Below are 22,140 nucleotides of genomic sequence, written 5' to 3' on the forward strand. Positions count from 1 at the left end.
CTGCTCAGACCCGGATGACCTGTGGTCCCAGCAACGAGTAGCGATGGGCCTCGGACACCGGCAGCAGCGTGCTCGTCACGATCGCCTCCAGCGCGCCGACCTCGGCGAACCGGCAGAAGCTGACCGCCCCGAACTTGGTGTGCACCCCCGCGAAGACCGTGCGTCGCGCGGCCCGGATGGCCTGCGCCTTGACCTCGCTGACCGCGGGGTCGGGGGTGGTCATGCCGTGCTCGCGGGAGATGCCGTTGGCGCCGATGAAGGCGAGGTCGAGGACGAAGCCGGCCAGCATCTTCGTCGTCCAGTGGTCGACGGTCGCCAGCGTGCCGGGCCGGACCCGGCCGCCGAGCAGCAGTACCGAGATGTGCTCGGCCCCGGCGAGGGCGCCCGCGACCGGGAGGGAGGCGGTGACCACGGTCAGCGGCCTGTCCCTCGGCATGGCCTCGGCGATGAGCTGCGGGGTGAAGCCCTCGTCGACGAAGACCGTCTCCGCGTCCCCGAGCAGTTCCGCCGCCGCGGCCGCGATCCGGCGCTTCTCGGGCACATGGCTGGTGGCGCGATAGGCGAGCGTCGTCTCGAAGCCGGCGCTCTCCACGGGATAGGCGCCCCCGTGCGTGCGGCGCACCAGGCCGTGGTCCTCCAGGGCGCGCAGATCACGCCGGACGGTCTCCTTGGCCACGCCCAGCCGGACGGCGAGCGCGGTGACGTCGACCGAGCCCGTGGCTCGCGCGGCACGCAGAATCTCGCGCTGTCGTTCCTCCGCCGTACTGGTGCTCATGTCGTCACCCGCTTCCCTGTGGAATCGCCCGTTCGGGCCATGGGGGCAGTTCTACAGCGGGTGCGCGGCTCTGACCAGGCCTGTTGCCAGTTCGATGCTGCCCGTATCGGCCCGTTCACGGATCGGTGTGCCCGCCTCGGACCTGCGTGGCTGCGGGAGGGGACGTGAGAGCGGGCAGCACCCGTGCCCGAATGCGGGGGCGGACGGGTCCGATCGGTGTCCGAATGCGTGGGCGGGCGGGCCCGTTCGGATCACGCCCGCCTGTCCGTGAGAGCGATCGTTTCGCGTCCCTCGGAGCGATCCTTGCGCGTCCCTCAGTACGGCCAGATCGGCGGGTCGTTCACGAAGTGGCCGCCCAGATGGCTGTGGGCGGGGTTCTTCGGGTCCAGCTCGCCGTGCTCGGCGATCAGCTTCTCGGCGTACGGCTCCGAGTCGTCCCGCGGTTCATAACCGAGCGCCCGCGCGCTCGTCAGGTCCCACCACAGGCGCGTGTTGGCGGAGGAGCCGTAGACGACGGTGTGGCCGACGTTCTCGGCGGTGAGGGCGGCGTGGAAGAGGCGGGCGCCGTCGGCGGGGCTCATCCAGACCGAGAGCATGCGCACACCGGTCGGCTCCGGGAAGCAGGAGCCGATGCGCACGGAGACGGTCTCCAGGCCGTGCTTGTCCCAGTAGAACTGGGCGAGGTCCTCGCCGAAGGCCTTGGACAGGCCGTAGAAGGTGTCCGGGCGGCGCGGGGTGTCCACCGGGATCAGCGGGTCCGTGCCCCGGGGGGCCGGGGTGAAGCCGACGGCGTGGTTGGAGGAGGCGAAGACGATGCGCGGCACACCCCCCTGGCGGGCCGCCTCGTACAGGTTGTAGGTGCCCTCGATGTTCGACTTGAGGATCTTCTCGAAGGGCGCTTCCAGCGAGATGCCCGCGAGGTGCAGGACCGCGTCGACGCCCCGGACCGCCTCGCGCAGTGCCGCGGTGTCGGAGAGGTCCGCGGTGATCGCGTCCGGCTCGCCGTCGATGGGGCGCACGTCGAACAGGCGCAGCTCGTAGCCGTACTCCGGCAGGAGGGTCCGCATCAGGGTGCCGAGGCCGCCGGCGGCGCCGGTGAGCAGGACGGTGCGGGGAGCGGGCATCCACGGTCTCCTTGGCTCAACGATCGCATTCATGCCTGGCATTCACATTCGTGGACACGCTAGGGAGGGCTGACCTGGCTCGTCAAGTGAGGCGTGGCGTGCGGAAATCTGCTGCCCTGTTGCTCGTTTGTCCGCTTGACCGGTCCCGAGAAGGGCCCGTAGCGTGGACGCGTTCAGAAATATAGACGCCGATCAGAGACATGCACCGACAGGGAGCGCCCGTGACGCCAGCCCCTCTCGCCGCCCGACTCCGTGTCCCGAGCGGACCGCTGTTCTTCCCCGTCACGGCCTACGGCCCCGACGGCTCGGTCGACCTCGACGTCTACCGCACGCATGTGCGCCGGGGCGTCGAGGCAGGCGCCGCCGCCGTGTTCGCCTGCTGTGGCACCGGGGAGTTCCATGCGCTGTTGCCCGAGGAGTTCGAGGCCTGCGTACGGGCAGCCGTCGAGGCGGCCGGGGGGCGGGTACCGGTGGTCGCGGGCGCCGGGTACGGCACCGCCCTCGCCGTCCGCTACGCGCGGCTCGCCGAGGGCGCCGGTGCCGACGGGCTGCTGGCCATGCCGCCGTACCTCGTCGTCGCCGGCCAGGAGGGCCTGGTGCGGCACTACGGCGAGGTGGCCGCGGCGACCGGCCTGCCCGTGATCGTCTACCAGCGGGACAACGCCGTGTTCACCCCGCCGGCCGTCGTCGAGCTGGCGCGCACCGAGGGGATCATCGGCTTCAAGGACGGCCTCGGCGACCTCGACCTGATGCAGCGGATCATCAGCACCGTACGCGCCGAGGTCCCCGGTGACTTCCTGTACTTCAACGGGCTCCCGACCGCCGAGCAGACCCAGCTCGCCTACCGCGCCCTCGGCATCACCCTCTACTCCTCCGCCGTGTTCTGCTTCGCGCCGGAGATCGCCCTCGCCTTCCACCGCGCGCTGGAGTCGGGCGACGAGACCACCGCGCAGCGCCTCCTGGACGGCTTCTACCGGCCGTTCGTCGAACTGCGCGCCCAGGGCCGCGGTTACGCCGTCGCCCTCGTCAAGGCGGGCGTACGGCTGCGCGGCCTGGACGTGGGGGAGGTACGGCCCCCGCTGCAGGAGCCGACCGAGGACCATGTCAAGCAGCTCGCCCGGATCATCGAGCGTGGCTACGCGCTGCTGGAGGAGGACGCGTGAAGGCGTCGGCGTTCGTCTACCCCTGGGACGTCGTCGGGGACCCGGAGGCAGCCGCCCGCATCGCCGCGCTCGGGGTGGCCCAGGCGACCCTCGCGGCCGCCTACCACTCCACGCGCGCGCTGACCCCCCGCCACCCCCGCCACCGCGTCGTCACCGCCGAGCACGCGGCCGTGCTGTATCCGCCCGGCGACCGCTGGACGGGCCGCGCGATACGCCCGTACCCGGCCGGGGACTGGGCGCCCGGGGACGCCTACGGCGCGGCGGCCGCGGCGCTGGCGGCGGCCGGCCTGGAGGTGCACACCTGGGTCGTCCTCGCGCACAACTCCCGCCTGGGCGCCGAGCACCCGGACACCTCCGTCGTCAACGCCTACGGCGACCGCTACCCCTGGGCGCCGTGCATCGCACAGCCCGCCACACGCGCGTACCTCGTCGACCTGGCCGCGGAGGCCGCCGTACGGCCCGGAGCCCGGGGCACCGAGCTGGAGTCCCTCGGCTGGTACGGCCTCGCGCATCTGCACGCCCACGACAAGACCGGCGGAGTCGGCCTGGGCAAGGCCGGCCAGTACCTGATGTCGCTCTGCTTCTGTCCTGCCTGCCAGGACGGGTACGGCGGACAGGGCCTGGACCCCGACGAGCTGGCCACCGCCGTACGGGCCGCCCTGGAGCCGCTGTGGCAGGGGGCGCCCGACGACGGAGGCTGGGCGGGCGTGGAGAAACTCCTCGGCGTACAGCGGGCCGCCGCCACGCGCGCGTGGCGCGAGGAAACCGCCCGCACCCTCCAGGAGCAGGCCGTCACCGCGGTCCGCGCGGCCGCGCCCGACGGGTTCCAGGTGCTGCTCCACGCGGACCCGGTGACGTACCACTGCGGTGCCAACGCGGGCGTGGACCCGGCGCACATCCTGTCCGTCGCGGACGGTGTGGTCGTGCCCTGCACGGGCGGACCCGGTCCGCTGACGCCGTTCGCGGAGCAGGGGCGCGCGGACGCCGTTCTCGCCGCCAACTTCACCGTGGTCTCCGGGATGGGCGGCACCCCCGGCACACTCGCGGCGGACGCGGCCCGGGCGCGGGACCTGGGGGCGACGGAACTACGGCTGTATCACGCCGGGTTGGCGTCGGACGGGGACCTTGCGGCGGTGCGGGACGCGCTGCTCGACCGGCGCTGAGCGAGTACCCCGGCCGGAGCCGGACAGCGCGACGTCGGCCGGGCAGAGCGCCGTGTCGCGGTTGCGCAGGATGCGGGTCACGCTCCAGGAGGGCGCCCACCGATGAGTTCCGGGAACCCGGACAGTCCACCTTCCGTACGGAGATGTCCAGCGCAATACCCAAGGAGCAACCGGATGACCGACACGATCCTCGACCTCGGCCCGCAGACGCGCGAGCTGCTGCGGCTCGCCGAGGGTGTCACCGACGAGCAGCTCTCGGCCGCGACACCGTGTCCGGACTACGCGGTGCGCCACATGCTGGGGCACCTGATGGGGCTGTCCGTCGCCTTCCGCGACGCCGCCCGCAAGGATCTGGGTGCCACCACCGACACCAGCCCGAACACCGCCGAGCCGGACGTCGGCCCCGGTTGGCGCGAGGAGCTGCCCAAGGTCCTGGACGAGCTCGCCGAGGCCTGGCGCGAGCCCGCCGCGTGGACCGGTATGACCCGCGCGGGCGGCGTGGACCTGCCCGGCGCGGTCGCGGGTGCGGTCGTCGCCGACGAGCTGGTGATCCACGGCTGGGACCTGGCCCGCGCGACCGGCCAGCAGTACACCCCCGACCCCGCAGCCCTCCAGGCGTCGCACGGCTTCCTGCACGCCGCGGCAGACAACCCCGACCGCGGCAACGGCGCCTTCGGCCCCGTGGTCCCCGTCCCGGCCGACGCCCCTCTGCTGGACCGCGCAGTGGGACTGAGCGGGCGGGATCCGGGGTGGCGGCCGTAGGGCGGCACGAAAGAGAAACGGTTACGGAGCCGGGGCGAGGCGGACCGGGAGGTGGTGGCCGGTCTGCTTCCGTGGCCGGAGAGCTTCTGCGCACCGGTGCCGGTCCGGGACGACGGTGAGGTCGACTTCCGGGTCGAGGATCCGTCGGCGCTCGGACCGGGCGCCGATGCCGAGGGGACCGGTGCCTTCTTCTTGGCGGTGGACGAGCACGTCCCCGCGGCGGACGAGGACTATTCGGCCTCCCCGAGCCCGCCCGTCCAGGGGCTGGTCCTGGCCGCCGGCTCCCTCGGTCCGGCGGACCACCGGATGCTGGGCCACCTGGCGCTCGCGCTCGCCCGACGCCTCGACGCCCTGATCGACTTCGACGGGATGCTGGACGCGCCCGCGCTGCCCGGGCTGCTCGTCCAGGTGGCGTACGGTGCCGGTGCCGGCGGACGCGGGCTGCGTCATGTCGGGGACGCCGTATTCCTCGACGCGTGGCTGCGGCAGCCCGGATTTCGTCTGATCAAGTAGGCGGCGACATTACGCTCCGGGCATGCCCCTCACGCTCACCGTCCTCGGCACCGCCTCCCCGTACCCGCAGCCGGGGCGCCCGTGTTCCGGGTACCTGCTGCGGGGCGGTGGCGCCGAGGTGTGGGTGGCCGCCGGGCCCGGCACCTTCGCCGAGTTGCAGCGGCACACGGATCCCGCGCGGCTCACGGCGATCTGGATCTCGCATCTGCACGCGGACCACAGTGCGGATCTGCTCGCCGCCGATGGGGGTACCTCCCTGCTCGAACGAAGTTGAGGGCTTGGGGGAGCCTTCGCGTTCGGCGGCATGGCCCCGCCCGCGCCGGTTCCGGTGTACGCGCCGGGGGATTGTGCCCGGCGGCCGGCGGGCTTCTTCGGCAAGCCGGATGTGGACTTCCTGAGCGGTGTCTTCGACTTCCGGCCCCTGTGCGACGGCCATGTCGCCCAGCACTGGAATCTGCGCCTCACCGCCCGCTCCGTCGCCCACGACACCGAGGCCTACGGACGGCCCCTGTGCCGCGCTCGTCGAACTCGCCACCCGCGCCGACCTGTTCCTCTGCGAGGCGGACATCGACGGGCATCGCGAAGGCGAACGGATTCATCTGACACCGGAGGACGCGGGCCGTATCGCCCGCGAGGCCCATGTGCGCGAGCTGCTCATCACCCATGTCGGGCCCACCCTCAACCGCGAGTCGGCGACCGCCCGCGCCGCGGTGGCCTTCGGCCGGCCCACGGACACCGCCCGCGAGGGCGACAGCAGGATCGTCTGAGGCTCCCCGACGGCACGTCAACTTCCTTTGTCAGAAGCATTGACGAAACACAGAGGCGCTCCTACCTTCAACGCGTCGTACTTCGTACGTCATATATGAGACGCGATACGTGAGATCACATACGCGAGATCACATACGCGAGACCCGAGAGGCGCGCATGACCTCTGTGCCCATGCCGATCCCGTCCCGCACGCAGTTCGTGCTGAACGCGATCAAACACCGCATCCTCACCGGGCAGTTGACGCCAGGTCAGGCCCTGGTCGAGACCGAGCTCGCCGCACAGTTCGGGGTGTCCAAGACCCCGGTGCGCGAGGCGCTCAAGACCTTGGCCGGGACCGGACTGGTCGTGATGAGCCAGTACAAGGGCGTCACGGTGCGCATGGTGGACGCGGACATGGCACGCGAGGTCTACGACGTGCGGCTGCTGCTCGAACCGGAGGCGCTGAAGCGGGCCGTGCGGCTCGGCGCCTCCCTCGACGCCGCCCGTGACGCGCTGACCCGCGCCGACGAGGCGACGGACACCGCCGAACGCTCCCTCGCCAACCGGGAGTTCCACCGAGCCCTCTATCTGCCGTGCGGCAACCCGCTGCTCGGCCGGATGCTCGACGAGGTCCGCGACCAGGCCGCCCTCGTCTCCGCCGTCGCCTGGGCCGCCGACCCCTCCTGGGAACGGGAGGCCGGCGAGCACCGCGAGATCCTGCGGCTCGCCCTGGAGGGCGACGCGGACGGCGCGGCCGGCGCCCTGCACGCCCACATCGCGTCGTTCGTCCGGCGGGCGTTCCCGCAGGCCGCAGACGAGTCCCCGGCACAGGAAGGTCAGGAATGAGCGGCGTGACGTTCGAGACCCAGCGGGCGGCCCTGGCCGATGTGGTGGCGATCCCGGTGACCCCGTTCGCCGAGGACGGCACCGTCGACCGGGACGCCCACCGGGCCCTGCTGCGCAGGCTGCTCGACGGCGGTGTCACCACCCTCACGCCCAACGGCAACACCGGCGAGTTCTACGCCCTCACCCCAAAGGAGCGCCGGCTCGTCACCGAGCTGACCCTCGACGAGGTCGGCGAACGTGCCGCCGTCCTCGTCGGCGTCGGCCACGACGTGCCCACCGCCGTCGCGACCGCCCGGCACGCCCGTGAGCGGGGCGCCGGGATGGTGATGGTCCACCAGCCAGTCCACCCGTACGTCGCGCAGAGCGGCTGGGTCGACTACCACCGCGCGATCGCCGAGGCCGTCCCCGAACTGGGCGTCGTCCCCTACATCCGCAACGCCCAGCTGCCCGGCGCCCGCCTCGCCGAACTCGCGGACGCCTGCCCCAACGTCATCGGCGTCAAGTACGCGGTCCCCGACGCCGCCCGCTTCGCCGCCTTCTCCCGGGACGCGGGTCTCGACCGCTTCGTCTGGGTGGCCGGTCTCGCCGAGCCGTACGCCCCCTCGTACTTCTCCGCGGGGGCCACCGGCTTCACCTCCGGGCTCGTGAACGTCGCCCCGGCCGTTTCGCTGAACATGATCGAAGCGCTTCGATCCGGCGACTACCCCGCCGCCATGAAGGTCTGGGAGCAGATCCGTCGCTTCGAGGAACTGCGCGCCGCGAACGGCTCCGCCGACAACGTCACCGTCGTCAAGGAGGCCCTCGCCTCCCTCGGTCTGTGCCGCCCCGAGGTCCGCCCGCCCAGCAGGCAGCTGCCCGAGGACGAGTGCGCGGAGGTCGCCGCCATCGTCGCCGGATGGTCGATATGAACAACCGCATCAAGAAAGCGGAAGAGCTCAGAAGCCACCAGTGGTACGGCACCGACGGGCTGCGCTCCTTCAGCCACCGCGCCCGCACCCGCCAGCTCGGCTATCTGCCCGAGGAGCACCTGGGCAAGCCGGTCATCGCGATCCTCAACACCTGGTCGGACATCAACCCCTGTCATGTGCACCTGAGGGACCGGGCACAGGCCGTCAAGCGCGGGGTGTGGCAGGCCGGCGGCTTCCCGCTCGAATTCCCGGTCTCCACCCTCAGCGAGACCTTCCAGAAGCCGACCCCGATGCTCTACCGCAACCTGCTCTCGATGGAGACCGAGGAACTGCTGCGGTCCTACCCGGTCGACGGCGCCGTCCTGATGGGCGGCTGCGACAAGTCCACGCCCGCCCTGCTCATGGGCGCCGCGAGCGTCGACCTGCCCACGGTCTTCGTGCCCGCCGGGCCGATGCTGCCGGGCCACTGGCGGGGCGAGGTCCTCGGCTCCGGCACCGACATGTGGAAGTACTGGGACGACAAGCGCGCCGGCCTCATCGGCGACTGCGAGATGGCCGAGCTGGAGAGCGGCCTGGCCCGCTCGCCCGGCCACTGCATGACCATGGGTACGGCCTCCACGCTCACCGCCGCCGCCGAGGCGCTCGGTGTGACCGTCCCGGGCGCGTCCAGCATCCCGGCCGTGGACTCCGGGCACGACCGGATGGCCGCCGCCTCGGGCCTGCGCATCGTCGAACTGGTCCACCGGGACCGGACGTTGTCCCACATCCTCACCCGCGAGGCGTTCGAGGACGCGGTCACCACCGTCCTCGGGCTCGGCGGCTCGACCAACGCCGTGATCCATCTGATCGCCATGGCGGGCCGGGCGGGAGTGCGGCTCACCCTCGACGACTTCGACCGCATCGCCCGCACGGTCCCGGTCCTCGCCAACGTCCGCCCCGGTGGGCAGCGGTATCTGATGGAGGACTTCCACTTCGCGGGCGGCCTCGCCGGGTTCCTCTCCCGCATCCCGGACCTGCTCCATCTCGACCGGCCGACGGTCTCGTACGACACCCTGCGCGAGCAGCTCGCGGGCGCCCGGGTGCACGACGACGACGTCATCCGGACCCGCGACAACCCGGTCGCGAGCGAGGGCGGGGTCGCCGTGCTGCGCGGCAACCTCTGCCCGGACGGCGCGGTCATCAAGCACATCGCCGCCGAGCCGCACCTGCTCAAGCACACCGGTCCGGCCGTCGTCTTCGACGACTACCGGACGATGCAGCGCACCATCAACGACCCCTCGCTCGGCATCACCGCCGACAGCGTCCTCGTCCTGCGCAACGCCGGACCCAAGGGCGGGCCCGGCATGCCCGAGTACGGCATGCTGCCCCTCCCCGACCACCTGCTCAGACAGGGCGTGCGGGACATGGTACGGATCTCCGACGCCCGTATGAGCGGCACGAGTTACGGCGCGTGCGTGCTGCACGTGGCGCCCGAGTCGTATCTCGGGGGACCGCTGGCGCTGGTGCGCACCGGGGACTCCATCACCCTGGACGTCGAGGCGCGCACGCTTCAACTCCACGTGGACGACGAGGAGCTGGAGCGCAGGCGGGCCGACTGGACGCCGCCGCCCGTCCGTCACGAGCGCGGCTACGGCGCGCTCTACAACGAGCAGATCACCCAGGCCGACACCGGCTGCGACTTCGAGTTCCTGTCCCGGCCGGGCAAGGTGCCGGACCCGTACGCCGGCTGACCGGACCACCGCACACCGATCGTTGAAGCGCTTCACTCATGTGTATGAAGCAAGCGCTTCCTGTATCTGCTGCACCTGCTGTACCCGCCCCACTGCGAACGGAGAACAGTCATGGCCCAAGCCGCAGCCGTGGCGAAACCGCCCGCGCCACCCCGGCGGCGCCGTGCCTCCGCGACCCCGCGCAGGCTGCCGTACCTGCTGATCGCCCCGGCGGGCCTGCTGATGCTCGGCTTCATCGCCTATCCGGTCATCAGCGTCTTCTACTACAGCCTGCAGAACTACAACCCCACCAAGCCGTGGCGGAACGGCTACGCGGGCTTCGACAACTTCGTCCACGCCTTCACCGACGACCCCCAGTTCTGGGACACGCTGACCTTCAGCGCCAAGTGGGTGGTCGTGGAGGTGGGCCTCCAGCTGCTCTTCGGGCTCGCCCTCGCGCTGATCGTCAATCAGACCTTCGCGGGCCGGGCGCTGGGCCGCGCCCTGGTGTTCTCGCCGTGGGCCGTCTCCGGTGTGCTGACCTCCGCGATCTGGGTGCTGCTCTACAACTCCCAGACAGGCATCACGCGTTATCTCGCCGATGTGGGCATCGGCTCGTACGGCACGAGTTGGCTGTCGGACACCTCGACCGTCTTCCCGGCGGCGGTGGTCGCCGATCTGTGGCGGGGCGTCCCCTTCTTCGCGATCCTCCTCCTCGCCGACCTGCAGTCCGTCTCGAAGGACCTGTACGAGGCCGCCGAGGTCGACGGCGCGAGCCGGCTCAAGCAGTTCTGGCACATCACGCTCCCGCACCTGAAGGACGCGATCGTCCTGTCCACGCTGCTGCGCGCGGTGTGGGAGTTCAACAACGTCGACCTGCTCTACACCCTCACCGGCGGCGGCCCGGCGGGCGAGACCACCACCCTCCCGCTCTACATCGCCAACACCAGCGTCGACGCCCACAACTTCGGCTACGCGTCCGCCCTGACCACGGTCGCGTTCGTGATCCTGCTCTTCTGCTCGATCGTCCATCTGCGGCTGAGCAAGTTCGGAGGCGAGACCAAGTGATCACCGAGATCGCTCCCGCACCCGAGCGCGCGGTGTCCGAGCCCGCACGGCCGCGCCGCAGCCGCCGCTCCTGGGACGAGGTCCCACGCCGGCAGATATACCTTCCCCTGTCGGTCTACCTCCTCTTCACCCTGGTCCCCTTCTACTGGATCCTGCTCTTCGCCCTGCGCCCGGCCGGCTCCACCTCGCTCGTGCCCTGGCCGGTCACCCTCGACCACTTCCAGAAGGTGTGGACCGAGCGCAGCTTCGGCACCTACTTCGCCAACAGCGTGTACGTCGGCATCGCCACCCTGTTCCTGACCACGGTCGTCGCACTCGCCGGCGGCTACGCGCTGGCCCGCTTCGACTTCCGGATCAAGCGCGCGTTCCTGCTGGTCCTGCTGTGCTCCCAGTTCGTGCCGGGCGCGCTGCTGCTGGTCCCGCTCTTCCAGATCTTCGCCAGGCTCCAGATGATCAACTCACTGGGCAGTGTCATCGTGGCCGAGACCGTCTTCCAACTGCCGCTGTCGATGATCCTGATCAGCGGCTTCATCAGGAACGTCCCGTACTCCCTGGAAGAGGCCGCCTGGGTCGACGGCTGCAACCGTCTCACCGCCTTCCGGATCGTGGTACTCCCGCTGCTGCGGCCCGGGTTGATCGCCGTCGGCTCCTTCGCCTTCGTGCACGCCTGGAACCACTTCCTGTTCGCTCTGATGTTCCTCTCCGACCAGAGCAAGCAGACGATTCCGGTCGGCCTCAACACCCTGATGAGCTCGGACAGCGTCGATCTGGGCGCGCTGGCCGCGGGCGGCATCATCGCCGCCGTACCCGTGGTGATCGTGTTCGCGTTCATCCAGAAGTGGCTGATCACGGGCTTCAGCGCCGGGGCGGTGAAGGGATGAGACGCCATCGGGCCGCCCGCGTCCGGCCGCTTACCCTGCGGGGAAAGATCGACAACGCAGGGAGGATCCCGTGAGCACACCCGTCCCGATCGTCCTGGCGGGCGCACGCGGCCACGGCCGCTGGCACCTCGACAACATCCGCCGGCTCCAGGACAAGGGCGTCGTCCGGCTCGCCGGGATCTGCGAACTCACCCCGCTGACCGGGGACGAGGTCCCCGAGGGCCTGGGCGCCCCCCTCCAGTCGGCCGACTTCGGCGCACTCCTCGACCGCACGGACGCGCGGATCGCCGTGATCTGCACACCCATCCCCACCCACACCGACCTGGCCCTCACCGCGGCCGACCGGGGCGTCCACATCCTGCTGGAGAAGCCGCCCGCGCCCTCCTACGACGAGTTCCGCCGTATGGCCGACGGGGTCGCCAAGGCCGCAGTGGTCTGCCAGATCGGCTTCCAGTCGCTGGGCTCGCACGCCGTGCCCGCGATCAGGGAACTGATCGAGGAGGGCGCGATCGGGCAGATCACGGGCGTCGGCGGCGGCGGGGCCTGGGCGCGCGACGAGGCGTACTACCGACGGGCGCCCTGGGCGGGCAGGCGGCGGCTGAACGGCGTCGACGTGGTCGACGGCGTGCTCACCAACCCCCTCGCCCATGCGGTCGCCACCGGTCTCGCCCTTCTCGGCACCACCCGCGCCGAGGACGTCACCGGCATCGAGACCGAGCTGCTGCGCGCCAATGACATCGAGTCCGACGACACCTCCTGCGTCCGCGTGAGCACCGCGAAGGGCCCGGTCACCGTCGCCGCGACCCTGTGCGCCGAGGACCCCGGGGAGCCGTACGTCCTGGTGCACGGCGACCGGGGCCGGATCACCTTCTGGTACAAGCAGGACCGCATCCTGCTCCAACGCGCGGGCCACGGCCCGCAGGAGATCGAGTACGACCGCACGGATCTGCTGGGGAACCTCGTCGACCACCTCACCATCGGCGCCCCGCTGCTGGTCGAACCCGACGCGACGGGCGCCTTCATGAAGGTCGTTGAAGCGATTCGGCTGGCCGACGACCCGGTCGCGCTGCCCGCCGGCGCCTGGCAGCTCCTGCCCGGTGAGAACCGCCGGGTGGTGCCCGGCATCGACGGACTCGTCGATGCCGCCGCCGACACCCTCGCCCTCTACTCAGAGCTGGGCGCCCCCTGGGCGCCACCGAAACAGGGGAGCACCTGATGACGACCGACGACACCCTCGTCCTGCGCGCCGCGGGCCGCCCGGTCGGCCGCTACCTCACCCGTCCCGAACTCCCGGCCCGCCTCTCCCCGCGCCCCCATCTGCACCCCGTCACCACCCTGTCCGGCACCACGGTCACCGAGGTGGGCCCGGCCGACCACACCCACCACCTCGGCGTCGGTGTCGCCGTTCCCGACGTCGAGGGGCACAACTTCTGGGGCGGGCGGTCCCCCAAGCTCTCAACTTCGTTCGAGCAGGGAGGTGCCCCCATCGTCCGCGACCAGGGCCCCACCGAGCTCGACAACCACGGCGCCCAGCGTCACACCTCCTGAGTCCACCCGTACGCCTGTTGGGAGCCGCAATGACGCACCCCCTTGGCAAGCGCTTGCCGTCCATGTCTCCGCTGGATCCGGAAGAAGAGAGCCGACCGATGAAGAGCAGCATCCGCAGAAGCAGGCGCGCCGCCACGGCCGTCGCCCTGGGCTCCGTGCTCGCGCTGACCGCCACCGCCTGCGGCGACGACGGCAGCGGCGGCGCGGGCGACAAGGGGAACGAGGGCTCCGGCAAGGGCACGATCACCTTCTGGGACAACAACGGCGGTGTCAGGACCGACGTCTGGAAGCAGATCATCGCCGACTTCGAGAAGAAGTACCCGGACATCAAGGTCAAGTACGTGGGCGTGCCCGCCGCGAGCGTCCAGTCCAAGTACGACACCGCCATCCAGGGCGGCGGCCTGCCGGACGTCGGCGGCGTCGGCACCGCGATGCTCGCCGAGATCGCCGCGCAGGGCGCGCTGGAGCCGCTGGACAGCCGGATCTCGTCCAGTCCGCTGAACGGCAAGCTCAACGCGAAGTTCCTGGAGAGCGTGAAGGCGGCCGGCGGCGACGAGAAGACGTACACCGTGCCGACCTCGGCCAACAACGGCACGCTGTGGTACCGGACCGACCTGTTCACGGCCGCCGGGCTGGAGGCGCCGACCACCTGGACGAAGTTCTACACCGCCGCCGGCAAGCTCACCGACAAGGGCAAGAACAAGTTCGGCTACACCATCCGGGGCGGTGAGGGCTCGATCGCCCAGGCCCTGGACGCCACCTACGGGCAGAGCGGGATCACGTCCTTCTGGAACGGCGACAGGACCACGGTCAACGACGCGAAGAACGTGGCCGCGCTGGAGAAGTACGTCGGCCTGTACAAGAAGGACACCCCGTCCGCCGACGTCAACAACGACTTCACCAAGATGGTCGCCCAGTGGGACTCGGGCACGATCGGGATGCTGAGCCACAACCTCGGTTCCCATGCGGACCACGAGAAGGCGCTGAGCGGCAAGTTCAAGGGCCTTCCGAACCCGACGCTGGACGACGGGACCCGGGTGCAGGTGTCCAATCCCGTGGACGGGCTGGGGCTGTTCAAGTCGAGCGAGAACAAGTCGGCCGCCTGGAAGTTCATCGAGTTCGCGGCCTCTCATGAGTCCAACAGCAAGTGGAACGAGACGGCGGGGCAGGTGCCGGCCAACACGGAGGCGGCGCAGGACGCGTGGGTTCAGCAATCGGAGCCGACGCGACTTGCCGCCGAGGCGCTGAACGGGGCCGGCACGAAGATCGTGCAGCTGCCTTACTACCTGCCCGACTGGAACACCGTTTCCAAGGCGGACAACGAGCCGAACTTCCAGAAGGTGCTGCTCGGGAAGATGAGCGCGAAGGAATTCCTGGACACGCTTGCCGATCAGCTCAATGCGGCGCAGGTCGACTGGAAGAAGAACCACTGAGAGCTCGGGTGGTTTCGGTTGTGGGGTGACTGCGGGCCGGTTTGTGGCCGGTCGCGCCCACGCGGCGGAGCCGCAAGAAGATACAGCCTCGCGCCCCCGAGTATCCCAACCCCTGTTTGAAAGGCACCCGTTGTGTCCCTTACGCGCAGACAGGTGACTTCCGCGGCTCTGGCCGCGATTCCCCTTGCCGGTCGTTCTCCCGAGCGGCATCGCACCGTCCATCTCGCGGGTGATTCCACCGCCGCCCAGAAATACGCCGATGCCGCTCCCGAGACCGGGTGGGGAATGGCGTTTCCGTTCTTTCTCCGGAACGGATGGGTGGTCGCCAACCGCGCTGTGAACGGGCGGAGTTCGAAGAGCTTCGTCGACGAGGGCCGGCTCGACGCGATCCTCGCCGAGATCCGGGCCGGTGATCTTCTTCTGGTCCAGTTCGCGCACAACGACGAGAAGTCCGCCGACCCCACCCGCTACACCGAGCCCTGGACCACGTACCAGGACTACCTGCGGATCTACATCGACGGCGCCCGTGCGCACGGCGCCCGGCCCGTTCTCGTCACCCCGGTCGAGCGCCGCAAGTTCGACGCCGACGGCAACGCCGTGCCGACCCATGGCGACTATCCGGCGGCGATGCGCGCGCTCGCGCGGGAGGAGCGCGTGCCGCTGCTCGACATCGAGGCGTTGTCGCTCGCGCTCTGGCAGCGGCTCGGGGTCGAGGCGACGAAGACCTACTTCAACTGGACCGACACCGAGCAGGACAACACGCACTTCAATCCGCCGGGAGCCATCGCCGTGGCGCGGCTCGTCGCGCGGGAGTCGCTGCGGACGCGGGTGCTCGCGCCCCGCGACGTCGTTCGGCGGCACGACGAGATTCCCGTCTCTTGGATCAACTGGCCACCCGCATCGGATTCGTAACCGAGGAGACCGCACAGTGCGCACACGGATATGTCATGGACGTGTCATAACAGCTCTTGCCGGCTGCACGACCCTCGTGCTCGCCGTCACGGGCACCGCCTCCGCGCAGTCCCGGCATCCGGACCTCGCTCATCAGGTACTGGCCGCGAACGACGGATGGGGCGCGTACGGCACCGGCACCACGGGAGGCGCCGCCGCCGACTCCGCCCATGTCCACACCGTCACCACCTGGGAAGAGTTCAAGGCCGCCCTGGCCGACGGCGGCAGCGCGCCCAGGATCATCAAGGTGAAGGGGACGATCGACGCCGACGGGCCCAGCTGTCCCTCGTTCGAGGCGCCGGGCTACGACTTCGATACCTACCTCGCCAAGTACTCCCCGGAGAACTGGGGCCGCTCCACCAACCTGGACGCCGAACCCGACGACAGCCCCGAGGGCCTGCGCCGCGCCTCCGCCGCCAAGCAGGACGCCTACATCAAGGCGAACGTCCCGGCCGACACCACCATCGTGGGCATCGGCAGCAACGCCGGGTTCAAGGGCGCGAGCCTCCAGATCAAGGGCGTCGACAACGTCATCGTCCGCAACCTGGGCTTCGAGAGCCCGCTCGACTGCTTCCCCCAGTGGGACCCGACCGACACCACCGACGGCAACTGGAACTCCGAGTACGACAGCGCGGTGATCTACGGCTCCACGCATGTGTGGATGGACCACGACACCTTCACCGACGGGGACCACCCGGACAGCACGCTGCCGTCCTACTTCGGCCGCATCTACGAGCAGCACGACGGCGAACTGGACATCGTCAAGGGCGCCGACTACGTGACCGCCTCCTGGAACGTCTTCGAGGACCACGACAAGACGATCCTGATCGGCAACAGCGACAGCGCCGCCACGGCCGCCGTCGACCGGGGGCACCTCAACGTCACCTTCCACCACAACCTGTTCTCGAACCTGGTCGAGCGCGCCCCGCGCGTCCGCTTCGGGCAGGTCGACTCGTACAACAACCACTTCGTGGCCGAGGACGGCTTCTCCTACAGCTACGGCATCGGGATGGAGTCACAGCTCGTCGCCGAGCACAACGCGTTCACGCTGGCCGCCGGGGTCAAGGCCGGTTCGATCCTGAAGAAGTGGAAGGAGGCGCCGCTGACCGCCGACGACAACTACGTCAACGGCACCCCGACCGATCTCATCGCCGTCCACAACGCCGAAGTGCCGGGCGAGATCCTCCAGTCGGGCGCGGGCTGGACGCCGACCCTGCGGACCAAGGTCGATCCGGCGAAGGCCCTGCCCGGCATCGTCGACCACTGCGCCGGCGCCGGTCACCTGCGCTGATCCGCCGCCCTGCACCGCGAAGGAGCACGCTCATGCCCTCGCACCATCCTCGAACCTCCCTGTCCAGACGCGGTTTCCTCGTGGCGGGCGCCGCGCTGGGCCTGCTGCCGGCGGCTCCCGCGCGGGCCGACGGCGGGCCGCGCCCGTTCGGGCGGTACGGCTCACCGGCCCGCCGTCTCACCCCCGCCACCTTGTACGTCGACCCGCACGGCCGGGGCGACCACACCTCCGTCCAGGCCGCGGTGACCGCCGCTGGGGGCACCTCCCAGGCGTTGAGCACCGGGGGAGGGAGCGGCCGGACGCTGGTCATCGCACCGGGCACCTACCGGGAGACGGTCGTCGTCGACGCCGGCCGCACGGAGACGACCTGGATCGGCGCCTCGGAGGACCCCCGGGACGTCGTGATCGTGTACGACAACGCGGCCGGCACCCCCAAGCCCGGCGGCGGCACCTACGGCACCACCGGATCGGCCACCACCACTGTGCAGGCGGACGGCTTCACCGCCCGCTGGATCACCTTCGCCAACGACTGGCTGCGCGCCGACCACCCGGAGATCACGGGCACCCAGGCCGTGGCCGTCAAGGTGCAGGGCGACCGGAGCGCGTTCACGCACTGCCGGTTCCTCGGCCACCAGGACACCCTCTACGCCGACTCGATCGCGCTCGGCGTCTTCGCCCGCCAGTACTACCGCGACTGTTACGTCGAGGGCGATGTCGACTTCGTCTTCGGCCGGGCCACGGCGGTCTACGAGCGGTGCCACTTCCGCACCCTGAACCGCACCGACCTGACCGCCGCGCCGTACGGCTTCGTCTTCGCGCCCTCCACGGCGGTCGCCAACCCGCGCGGCTACCTGGTCACCCGCAGCCGTGTCAGCAGCGAGGCCCCGGACGCCTTCTACAAGCTGGCCCGCCCCTGGGTCCCCGGCTCCGACCCCACCGCCCGTCCGATGCTCACCGTCCGGGACACCCGGCTCGGCCCCGGCATCGACGCGGTCGCGCCCTACACCGACATGTCGGCCGCCTATCCGTGGCAGAGCCAGCAGTTCGCCGAGTACCGCAACACGGGCCCGGGTGCCGGGATCACCGTCCCGGAGAACCGGCCCCAGCTCACCGACGAACAGGCCGGCTCGGCGACCCGCGAGAGGTATCTCGGCGACTGGACCCCGTGGAAGGAGTGCTGACGACGATGCGCAGACGCACCCTCCTCGCCGCCGGCGCCGCCCGTCTCGGCAAGAACCTCGCGGTGAGCAACGGCAGCGGCCGGGCCAGCAAGGGCTCCTCGGTGGCCTCCGTCGGCAACAACTGGGACTCCGGCATCTCCATTCCGTCCTTCGTCTCCACGGACGCGTCCACGACGTACAACTCCCTTGACGTGCTCCTTGGCCTATAGTCCAGGGATTCCGGCCTGGGTCGTCCGACCCTTCCGGGGGCTTCCTGCTTCTACGCGCTGTGCAAAGGCTTGGGTCCGTCCCGGAATCCGCAGGCCGAGCAGACCTGCGAGGACGGGAAGGCCCGGTCCACCCTGGCGAAGGTGCGGCCGTGCTTGACCGCCTTGTACTCCAGTATGCCGACGAACGCGGACCATCCCGCGTCGTGCACGGACTTGGCGAGCCGGGTGCGCCCGAGGCCATCATGCGCAAGGTCTGCAAGGACTTCGAAGCGAAGTGAAGGAGTTCAACGGCGAACGCGATCACGTCCGCCTTCTGGTGCACTACCCGCCCAAGGTCGCCGTCTCGAAGCCGGTCAACAGCCTCAAGGGCGTCTCCGCCCGCCGGATACGGCAGGAGTTCACCGGCCGGATCAACCACGCCATCATGCACGGGCACTTGTGGTCACCGTCGTATTCTCCGCATCGTGCGGCGGAGCACCGTTGGCGACCGTCCGCCGGTACATCGAGCAGCAAGAACATCCGCTCCAAGGCGCATGTCAGAGCAGCCTTGAGATGTTTCGTCCCCGGCGTGAACGCCGGGGCTTTCACGCAAGATCACCGCTAAGCCGGACGGCTCACTGCCCTCGACGACGTTCCTGACGACGGGCAGTACGACCATCGGGGCGACCATGAACTGAGCCGGAAGGGTGATGTGAGGCCGGTGTCACCTGTGGGATAGATATCGATCAGGCAACGGGCCTCGCGCTCACCCTGGTGACGCGCGTAGAACTCTTGTCATGCATAAATCACTGCGTCTCGCGGCCGTCGCCGCCGCCTGTGCCGTCGCCGGTGGCGCCCTCTACGGGGCCGGCGCGGCCACCGCACACCAGTCGACGGCCAACTCCACCCACGAGCCCTACAACATCGGGCTCCTGGTGAAGGACATCGACACGTACTACGGCACCACCGCCGACAGCAACGGCGTGTACCAGGCGTCCCCGGACAGCCCGTACGCCAAGGACCTGGCGCGCATCGACGCCGCCGCCGAGCGCTACATCGACCGGGCCGCGCACAAGGCCCACCACCGGGGCGAGAAGCCCGCGGTCGTCTTCGACATCGACGACACGCTGCTGCTCAGCCTCGACTACGAGAAGCGCTACAACTACACCTACAACGGCACCACTTGGGCGGACTATGTGAACAAGGCCGACCGCCCGGCCGTCTTCGGCAGCCCCGAGCTGGTCCAGTACGCCGAGTCCAAGGGCGTCGAGGTCTTCTACAACTCGGGCCTGAGCGAGGCGCAGCGCACCGCCGCGGTCGAGAACCTGAAGAAGATCGGCGCCGATGTGAACCTCGACGCCGACCACATGTTCCTCAAGGACAAGGCCAACCCCCCGGCCTACCTGAAGGACTGCGCCACCCCGGGCGCCTGGAACTGCACGACCGTGCAGTACAAGGGCGGCACCCGCGAGCACATCGAGGACGACCTCGGGTACGACATCATCGCCAACTTCGGCGACCAGTACTCGGACCTCGACGGCGGCTACGCCGACCGGACGTACAAGCTCCCGAACCCGACGTACTTCGTGAGCTAGTCCGGTACGGGCCCAACGCTTGGACGGGATCGTCCCCTGCCCGGTCCATCGACCGGGCAGGGGACGATCCCGTTGCGTTTCCTTTCCTGCGGGCGCGGCAACCTCTTTTGGCCACGGCGGCGACTCGACTGCGTCCCATCCCCCTGGGAAAGGAGCGGTCAGTGCGTCAGAGCAGCGGACGCCACCGCAGGACGCGCACCCTCTCGATCGCCGCCGCGGTGGCCGCCTGCGCCGGGGCCGGCGGCGTCTGGCTCGGGCTGTCCAACAGCGGGGCCCAGGCCGCCACGACGACGGTCACCGTGTCGAGCACGGCCCAGCTGGAGTCGGCCGTGAAGAACGCCGCCGCGGGCAGCGTCATCCAGGTGCGCGGCGGCACGTACTATCCGATGGCCACCCTCAAGTCCACGGCCGACGGGACGAGTTCCAACCGGATCACGCTCCAGTCCTACGGCGCGGAGAAGGTGAAGATCGACGGGTCCAAGCTGCCCGCCGGCTCCTGGCTCGCCGGGATCCACGGCAGCTACTGGACCGTGCAGAACCTCACCTTCCAGAACTCCCCGGCCCAGGGCTTCGTCGTCACCTCCTCCACCGGCGGTGTCTTCAAGAACCTGGTCACGGCGGACAACGGCGACTCCGGCTTCACCCTGCGCGGAGACGACACGGTCGGCAACCTCGTCCAGGACCTGGACAGTTACGGCAACTACGACGCGTCCGGCCACGGCCGGAACGCGGACGGCATCGCCATCAAGTTCGGCTCCGGCAGCGGCAACAAGGTCACCGGCGCCCGCCTCTACAACAATTCGGACGACGGACTCGACCTCTGGCAGTTCTCCTCGCCGGTCACCATCGAGCACTCCTGGGCCTTCGGCAACGGCAAGAACCGCTGGCACGACTCGGCTTTCGAGGGCAACGGCAACGGCTTCAAGCTGGGCGGCGGGGGAGTCGCGGTCGCGCATGTCGTCAACGACAACGCGGCCTGGGACAACACCCTCAACGGCTTCACCGAGAACTCCAACACCGGTGCGATCGTGCTGAACCGCAACACCGCGTACGCCAACACCGAGGCGGGCTTCTACTTCGCCACCGGCAAGGCACGCCTCGCCCGCAATCTGGCGGTCGGCAACAAGGGGGGCCTGGCCAAACTGGGCTCCCGCACCGTGTCCGCCGCCAACAACTGGGACAGCGGCGTTGCCACCCCGCCCTTCAAGTCGACGGACGCGACGACGGCGTACGGATCCCGCGCGTCGAACGGCTCACTGCCCACGACCACGTTCCTGACCACGGGCGGCACGGCCATCGGCGCCACGATGAACCAGGAGCTGAGCCAGGCACAGGCGAACGCCCCCGCCGGTCGTCACCGGCGGGGGCGTTCTCATGCCGGCCGAGGGGGGCCAGGCCGGCGGATCGAGGTGGGTCGCTCACCCGTACGTGATGTCAGATGAGGAGAAGAGGCAGGAGGTTCCGTCGGGGCCGGTGCCCAGTTCCGTCGGTTCCTTGCCGGTGTTGTTGCCCTTGAAGCGGACACAGGTCTTGATCTTCTTCTTGGTGTCGCCGTGGATGCGGATCTTGCGCAGCGCCGCGGTGTCCCCGAAGTTGGAGTTGACACCGACGACGGCCTTGAGCGGCGCGGTGACATCCACGTCATTGATGATGATCGTCCGCTTGAACTGCTTCTTGCAGTTGCCGCAGGAGCGCACCAGCTTGCCGGAGTTCTCCACCTGGAACTTGCTGACCACCAGCTTGCCCGCGCCGTTGAACTGCAGCACCTTGTCGTCGGCGTTCTTCGCGCCACCCCCGTAGACCGTGTACACGGCCGAGGCGGACGTGCCCTTGAAGGTCGCGGCGTCCTCGCCGACGTCCAGCCACCACACGTTCCGCAGTGTGCAACTGCCCAGGCAGTGCACGCCGTCCGCGGCCGGGGTGCCGATGATGACGTTCTTCAGGGTCGCGCCGTCGGCGAGCTCGAAGATCGGGCCCTGGTTCTCGTCCTGGCTGTCGGTGCCCAGGGCGCCGGACCCGAAGAACTTGGTGAGCTTGCCGTCGTAGGTGCCCGACACCTCGATCGTCTTCGACACGGCCTTGCTGCCCTTGGCGGTCGGCCAGGAGGTCGCGGCGCCCGCGGAGGTCAGCATCGTCGTGGTGACGATCGCGGCGCCGGTGATGCCGAGGGCGGCGGAGCCGGCGATCAGCGCCCGCCGCTTCGTGACCCGGCGGCGGTGGCGGACGCGCTGTTCAGCTCGTGCAGTCATGCCCATTCCTTGCGTGGGGAGAGGAACCTTGCGCTTCCCGGTCGC

At 70.0% G+C, this 22,140-nt stretch carries 19 protein-coding genes and 5 pseudogenes; 20 read left to right on the forward strand and 4 right to left on the reverse strand.

Annotation, left to right across the window (positions count from 1 at the left end; all coding sequences use genetic code 11):
* Window positions 1–4 precede the first annotated feature (4 nt).
* Window positions 5–775 (reverse strand): DeoR/GlpR family DNA-binding transcription regulator, encoded by a 771-nt coding sequence (locus ACFY1J_RS09625; RefSeq protein WP_390711380.1) that lies wholly within the window; start codon window positions 773–775, stop codon window positions 5–7.
* Window positions 776–1,089: 314 nt separating this feature from the next.
* The gene (locus tag ACFY1J_RS09630) at window positions 1,090–1,899 is read right to left on the reverse strand and encodes an NAD-dependent epimerase/dehydratase family protein (RefSeq protein WP_390711379.1); all 810 of its coding nucleotides are present in this window, start codon (window positions 1,897–1,899) and stop codon (window positions 1,090–1,092) included.
* A gap of 221 nt (window positions 1,900–2,120) precedes the next feature.
* On the opposite strand from ACFY1J_RS09630, the gene ACFY1J_RS09635 reads away from it, so the two are divergent.
* From ACFY1J_RS09635 to ACFY1J_RS09715, 17 genes and pseudogenes are all read left to right on the forward strand, one after another.
* On the forward strand, window positions 2,121–3,062 hold the full coding sequence (locus ACFY1J_RS09635; protein WP_390730979.1) for a 5-dehydro-4-deoxyglucarate dehydratase: 942 nt from the start codon (window positions 2,121–2,123) through the stop codon (window positions 3,060–3,062).
* Window positions 3,059–4,225 carry a hypothetical protein gene (locus ACFY1J_RS09640; RefSeq protein WP_390711377.1) on the forward strand — a complete coding sequence of 389 codons (1,167 nt, stop codon included), beginning with the start codon at window positions 3,059–3,061 and terminating at the stop codon, window positions 4,223–4,225. The genes ACFY1J_RS09635 and ACFY1J_RS09640 overlap by 4 nt, the downstream gene beginning before the upstream one ends.
* Before the next feature lie 174 nt (window positions 4,226–4,399).
* Entirely contained in the window at window positions 4,400–4,987 is a 588-nt protein-coding gene (locus ACFY1J_RS09645; RefSeq protein WP_390711376.1) for a TIGR03086 family metal-binding protein, read from the forward strand.
* Between the two features lie 51 nt (window positions 4,988–5,038).
* Window positions 5,039–5,500 (forward strand): DUF6368 family protein, encoded by a 462-nt coding sequence (locus ACFY1J_RS09650; protein ID WP_390711375.1) that lies wholly within the window; start codon window positions 5,039–5,041, stop codon window positions 5,498–5,500.
* 22 nt (window positions 5,501–5,522) lie between these two features.
* Window positions 5,523–6,267 (forward strand): annotated as a pseudogene (locus ACFY1J_RS09655) (MBL fold metallo-hydrolase).
* Between the two features lie 157 nt (window positions 6,268–6,424).
* Complete coding sequence (locus ACFY1J_RS09660; protein WP_390711374.1) at window positions 6,425–7,093, forward strand: GntR family transcriptional regulator; 669 nt, start codon at window positions 6,425–6,427, stop codon at window positions 7,091–7,093.
* Window positions 7,090–8,001: a dihydrodipicolinate synthase family protein gene (locus ACFY1J_RS09665; RefSeq protein ID WP_390711373.1), complete on the forward strand. Its 912-nt coding sequence runs from the start codon at window positions 7,090–7,092 to the stop codon at window positions 7,999–8,001. The genes ACFY1J_RS09660 and ACFY1J_RS09665 overlap by 4 nt, the downstream gene beginning before the upstream one ends.
* A complete protein-coding gene (araD, locus tag ACFY1J_RS09670) occupies window positions 7,989–9,731 on the forward strand; it encodes an L-arabinonate dehydratase (protein WP_390711372.1) in 1,743 nt (580 codons plus the stop codon). The genes ACFY1J_RS09665 and araD overlap by 13 nt, the downstream gene beginning before the upstream one ends.
* Window positions 9,732–9,842: 111 nt before the next feature.
* Entirely contained in the window at window positions 9,843–10,778 is a 936-nt protein-coding gene (locus ACFY1J_RS09675) for a carbohydrate ABC transporter permease (protein WP_390711371.1), read from the forward strand.
* A gap of 8 nt (window positions 10,779–10,786) precedes the next feature.
* Window positions 10,787–11,659 (forward strand): carbohydrate ABC transporter permease, encoded by an 873-nt coding sequence (locus tag ACFY1J_RS09680; RefSeq protein ID WP_390711425.1) that lies wholly within the window; start codon window positions 10,787–10,789, stop codon window positions 11,657–11,659.
* Between the two features lie 70 nt (window positions 11,660–11,729).
* Window positions 11,730–12,875, forward strand: a complete 1,146-nt coding sequence (locus ACFY1J_RS09685; protein ID WP_390730980.1) for a Gfo/Idh/MocA family protein — start codon at window positions 11,730–11,732, stop codon at window positions 12,873–12,875.
* Window positions 12,875–13,204: pseudogene (locus ACFY1J_RS09690) on the forward strand (DUF6807 family protein); the annotation flags it as partial. The gene ACFY1J_RS09685 and the pseudogene ACFY1J_RS09690, both read left to right, overlap by 1 nt.
* Before the next feature lie 101 nt (window positions 13,205–13,305).
* Window positions 13,306–14,640: an ABC transporter substrate-binding protein gene (locus ACFY1J_RS09695; protein ID WP_390711369.1), complete on the forward strand. Its 1,335-nt coding sequence runs from the start codon at window positions 13,306–13,308 to the stop codon at window positions 14,638–14,640.
* A gap of 132 nt (window positions 14,641–14,772) precedes the next feature.
* Window positions 14,773–15,552, forward strand: coding sequence for a rhamnogalacturonan acetylesterase (locus ACFY1J_RS09700; protein ID WP_390711368.1), 780 nt, complete (start codon window positions 14,773–14,775; stop codon window positions 15,550–15,552).
* Between the two features lie 16 nt (window positions 15,553–15,568).
* A complete protein-coding gene (locus tag ACFY1J_RS09705; RefSeq protein ID WP_390711367.1) occupies window positions 15,569–16,882 on the forward strand; it encodes a polysaccharide lyase family 1 protein in 1,314 nt (437 codons plus the stop codon).
* Between the two features lie 32 nt (window positions 16,883–16,914).
* Window positions 16,915–18,063 carry a pectinesterase family protein gene (locus tag ACFY1J_RS09710; protein WP_390730981.1) on the forward strand — a complete coding sequence of 383 codons (1,149 nt, stop codon included), beginning with the start codon at window positions 16,915–16,917 and terminating at the stop codon, window positions 18,061–18,063.
* Between the two features lie 26 nt (window positions 18,064–18,089).
* Window positions 18,090–18,248 (forward strand): annotated as a pseudogene (locus ACFY1J_RS09715) (pectate lyase); the annotation flags it as partial.
* Window positions 18,249–18,331: 83 nt separating this feature from the next.
* Here the strand turns inward: ACFY1J_RS09715 and ACFY1J_RS09720 are convergent.
* Window positions 18,332–18,526: pseudogene (locus ACFY1J_RS09720) on the reverse strand (zinc ribbon domain-containing protein); the annotation flags it as partial.
* Between ACFY1J_RS09720 and tnpA the strand changes: the two are divergent.
* The 3 genes and pseudogenes from tnpA to ACFY1J_RS09735 all read left to right on the forward strand — a co-directional run.
* Window positions 18,506–18,794: pseudogene (gene tnpA, locus ACFY1J_RS09725) on the forward strand (IS200/IS605 family transposase); the annotation flags it as partial. The pseudogenes ACFY1J_RS09720 and tnpA sit on opposite strands and share 21 nt — an antisense overlap.
* A 254-nt stretch (window positions 18,795–19,048) precedes the next feature.
* Window positions 19,049–19,846 (forward strand): HAD family acid phosphatase, encoded by a 798-nt coding sequence (locus ACFY1J_RS09730; protein ID WP_390711365.1) that lies wholly within the window; start codon window positions 19,049–19,051, stop codon window positions 19,844–19,846.
* A gap of 161 nt (window positions 19,847–20,007) precedes the next feature.
* Window positions 20,008–21,288, forward strand: a complete 1,281-nt coding sequence (locus tag ACFY1J_RS09735; RefSeq protein ID WP_390730982.1) for a right-handed parallel beta-helix repeat-containing protein — start codon at window positions 20,008–20,010, stop codon at window positions 21,286–21,288.
* On the opposite strand, the gene ACFY1J_RS09740 is transcribed toward ACFY1J_RS09735, so the two are convergent.
* Window positions 21,265–22,095, reverse strand: coding sequence for a pectate lyase (locus tag ACFY1J_RS09740; RefSeq protein WP_390711363.1), 831 nt, complete (start codon window positions 22,093–22,095; stop codon window positions 21,265–21,267). The two genes, ACFY1J_RS09735 and ACFY1J_RS09740, sit on opposite strands and share 24 nt — an antisense overlap.
* Window positions 22,096–22,140 lie beyond the last annotated feature (45 nt).

Origin of the sequence: Streptomyces sp. NPDC001406 (assembly GCF_042895285.1) — a bacterium.
Taxonomy (GTDB): Bacteria; Actinomycetota; Actinomycetes; order Streptomycetales; family Streptomycetaceae; genus Streptomyces.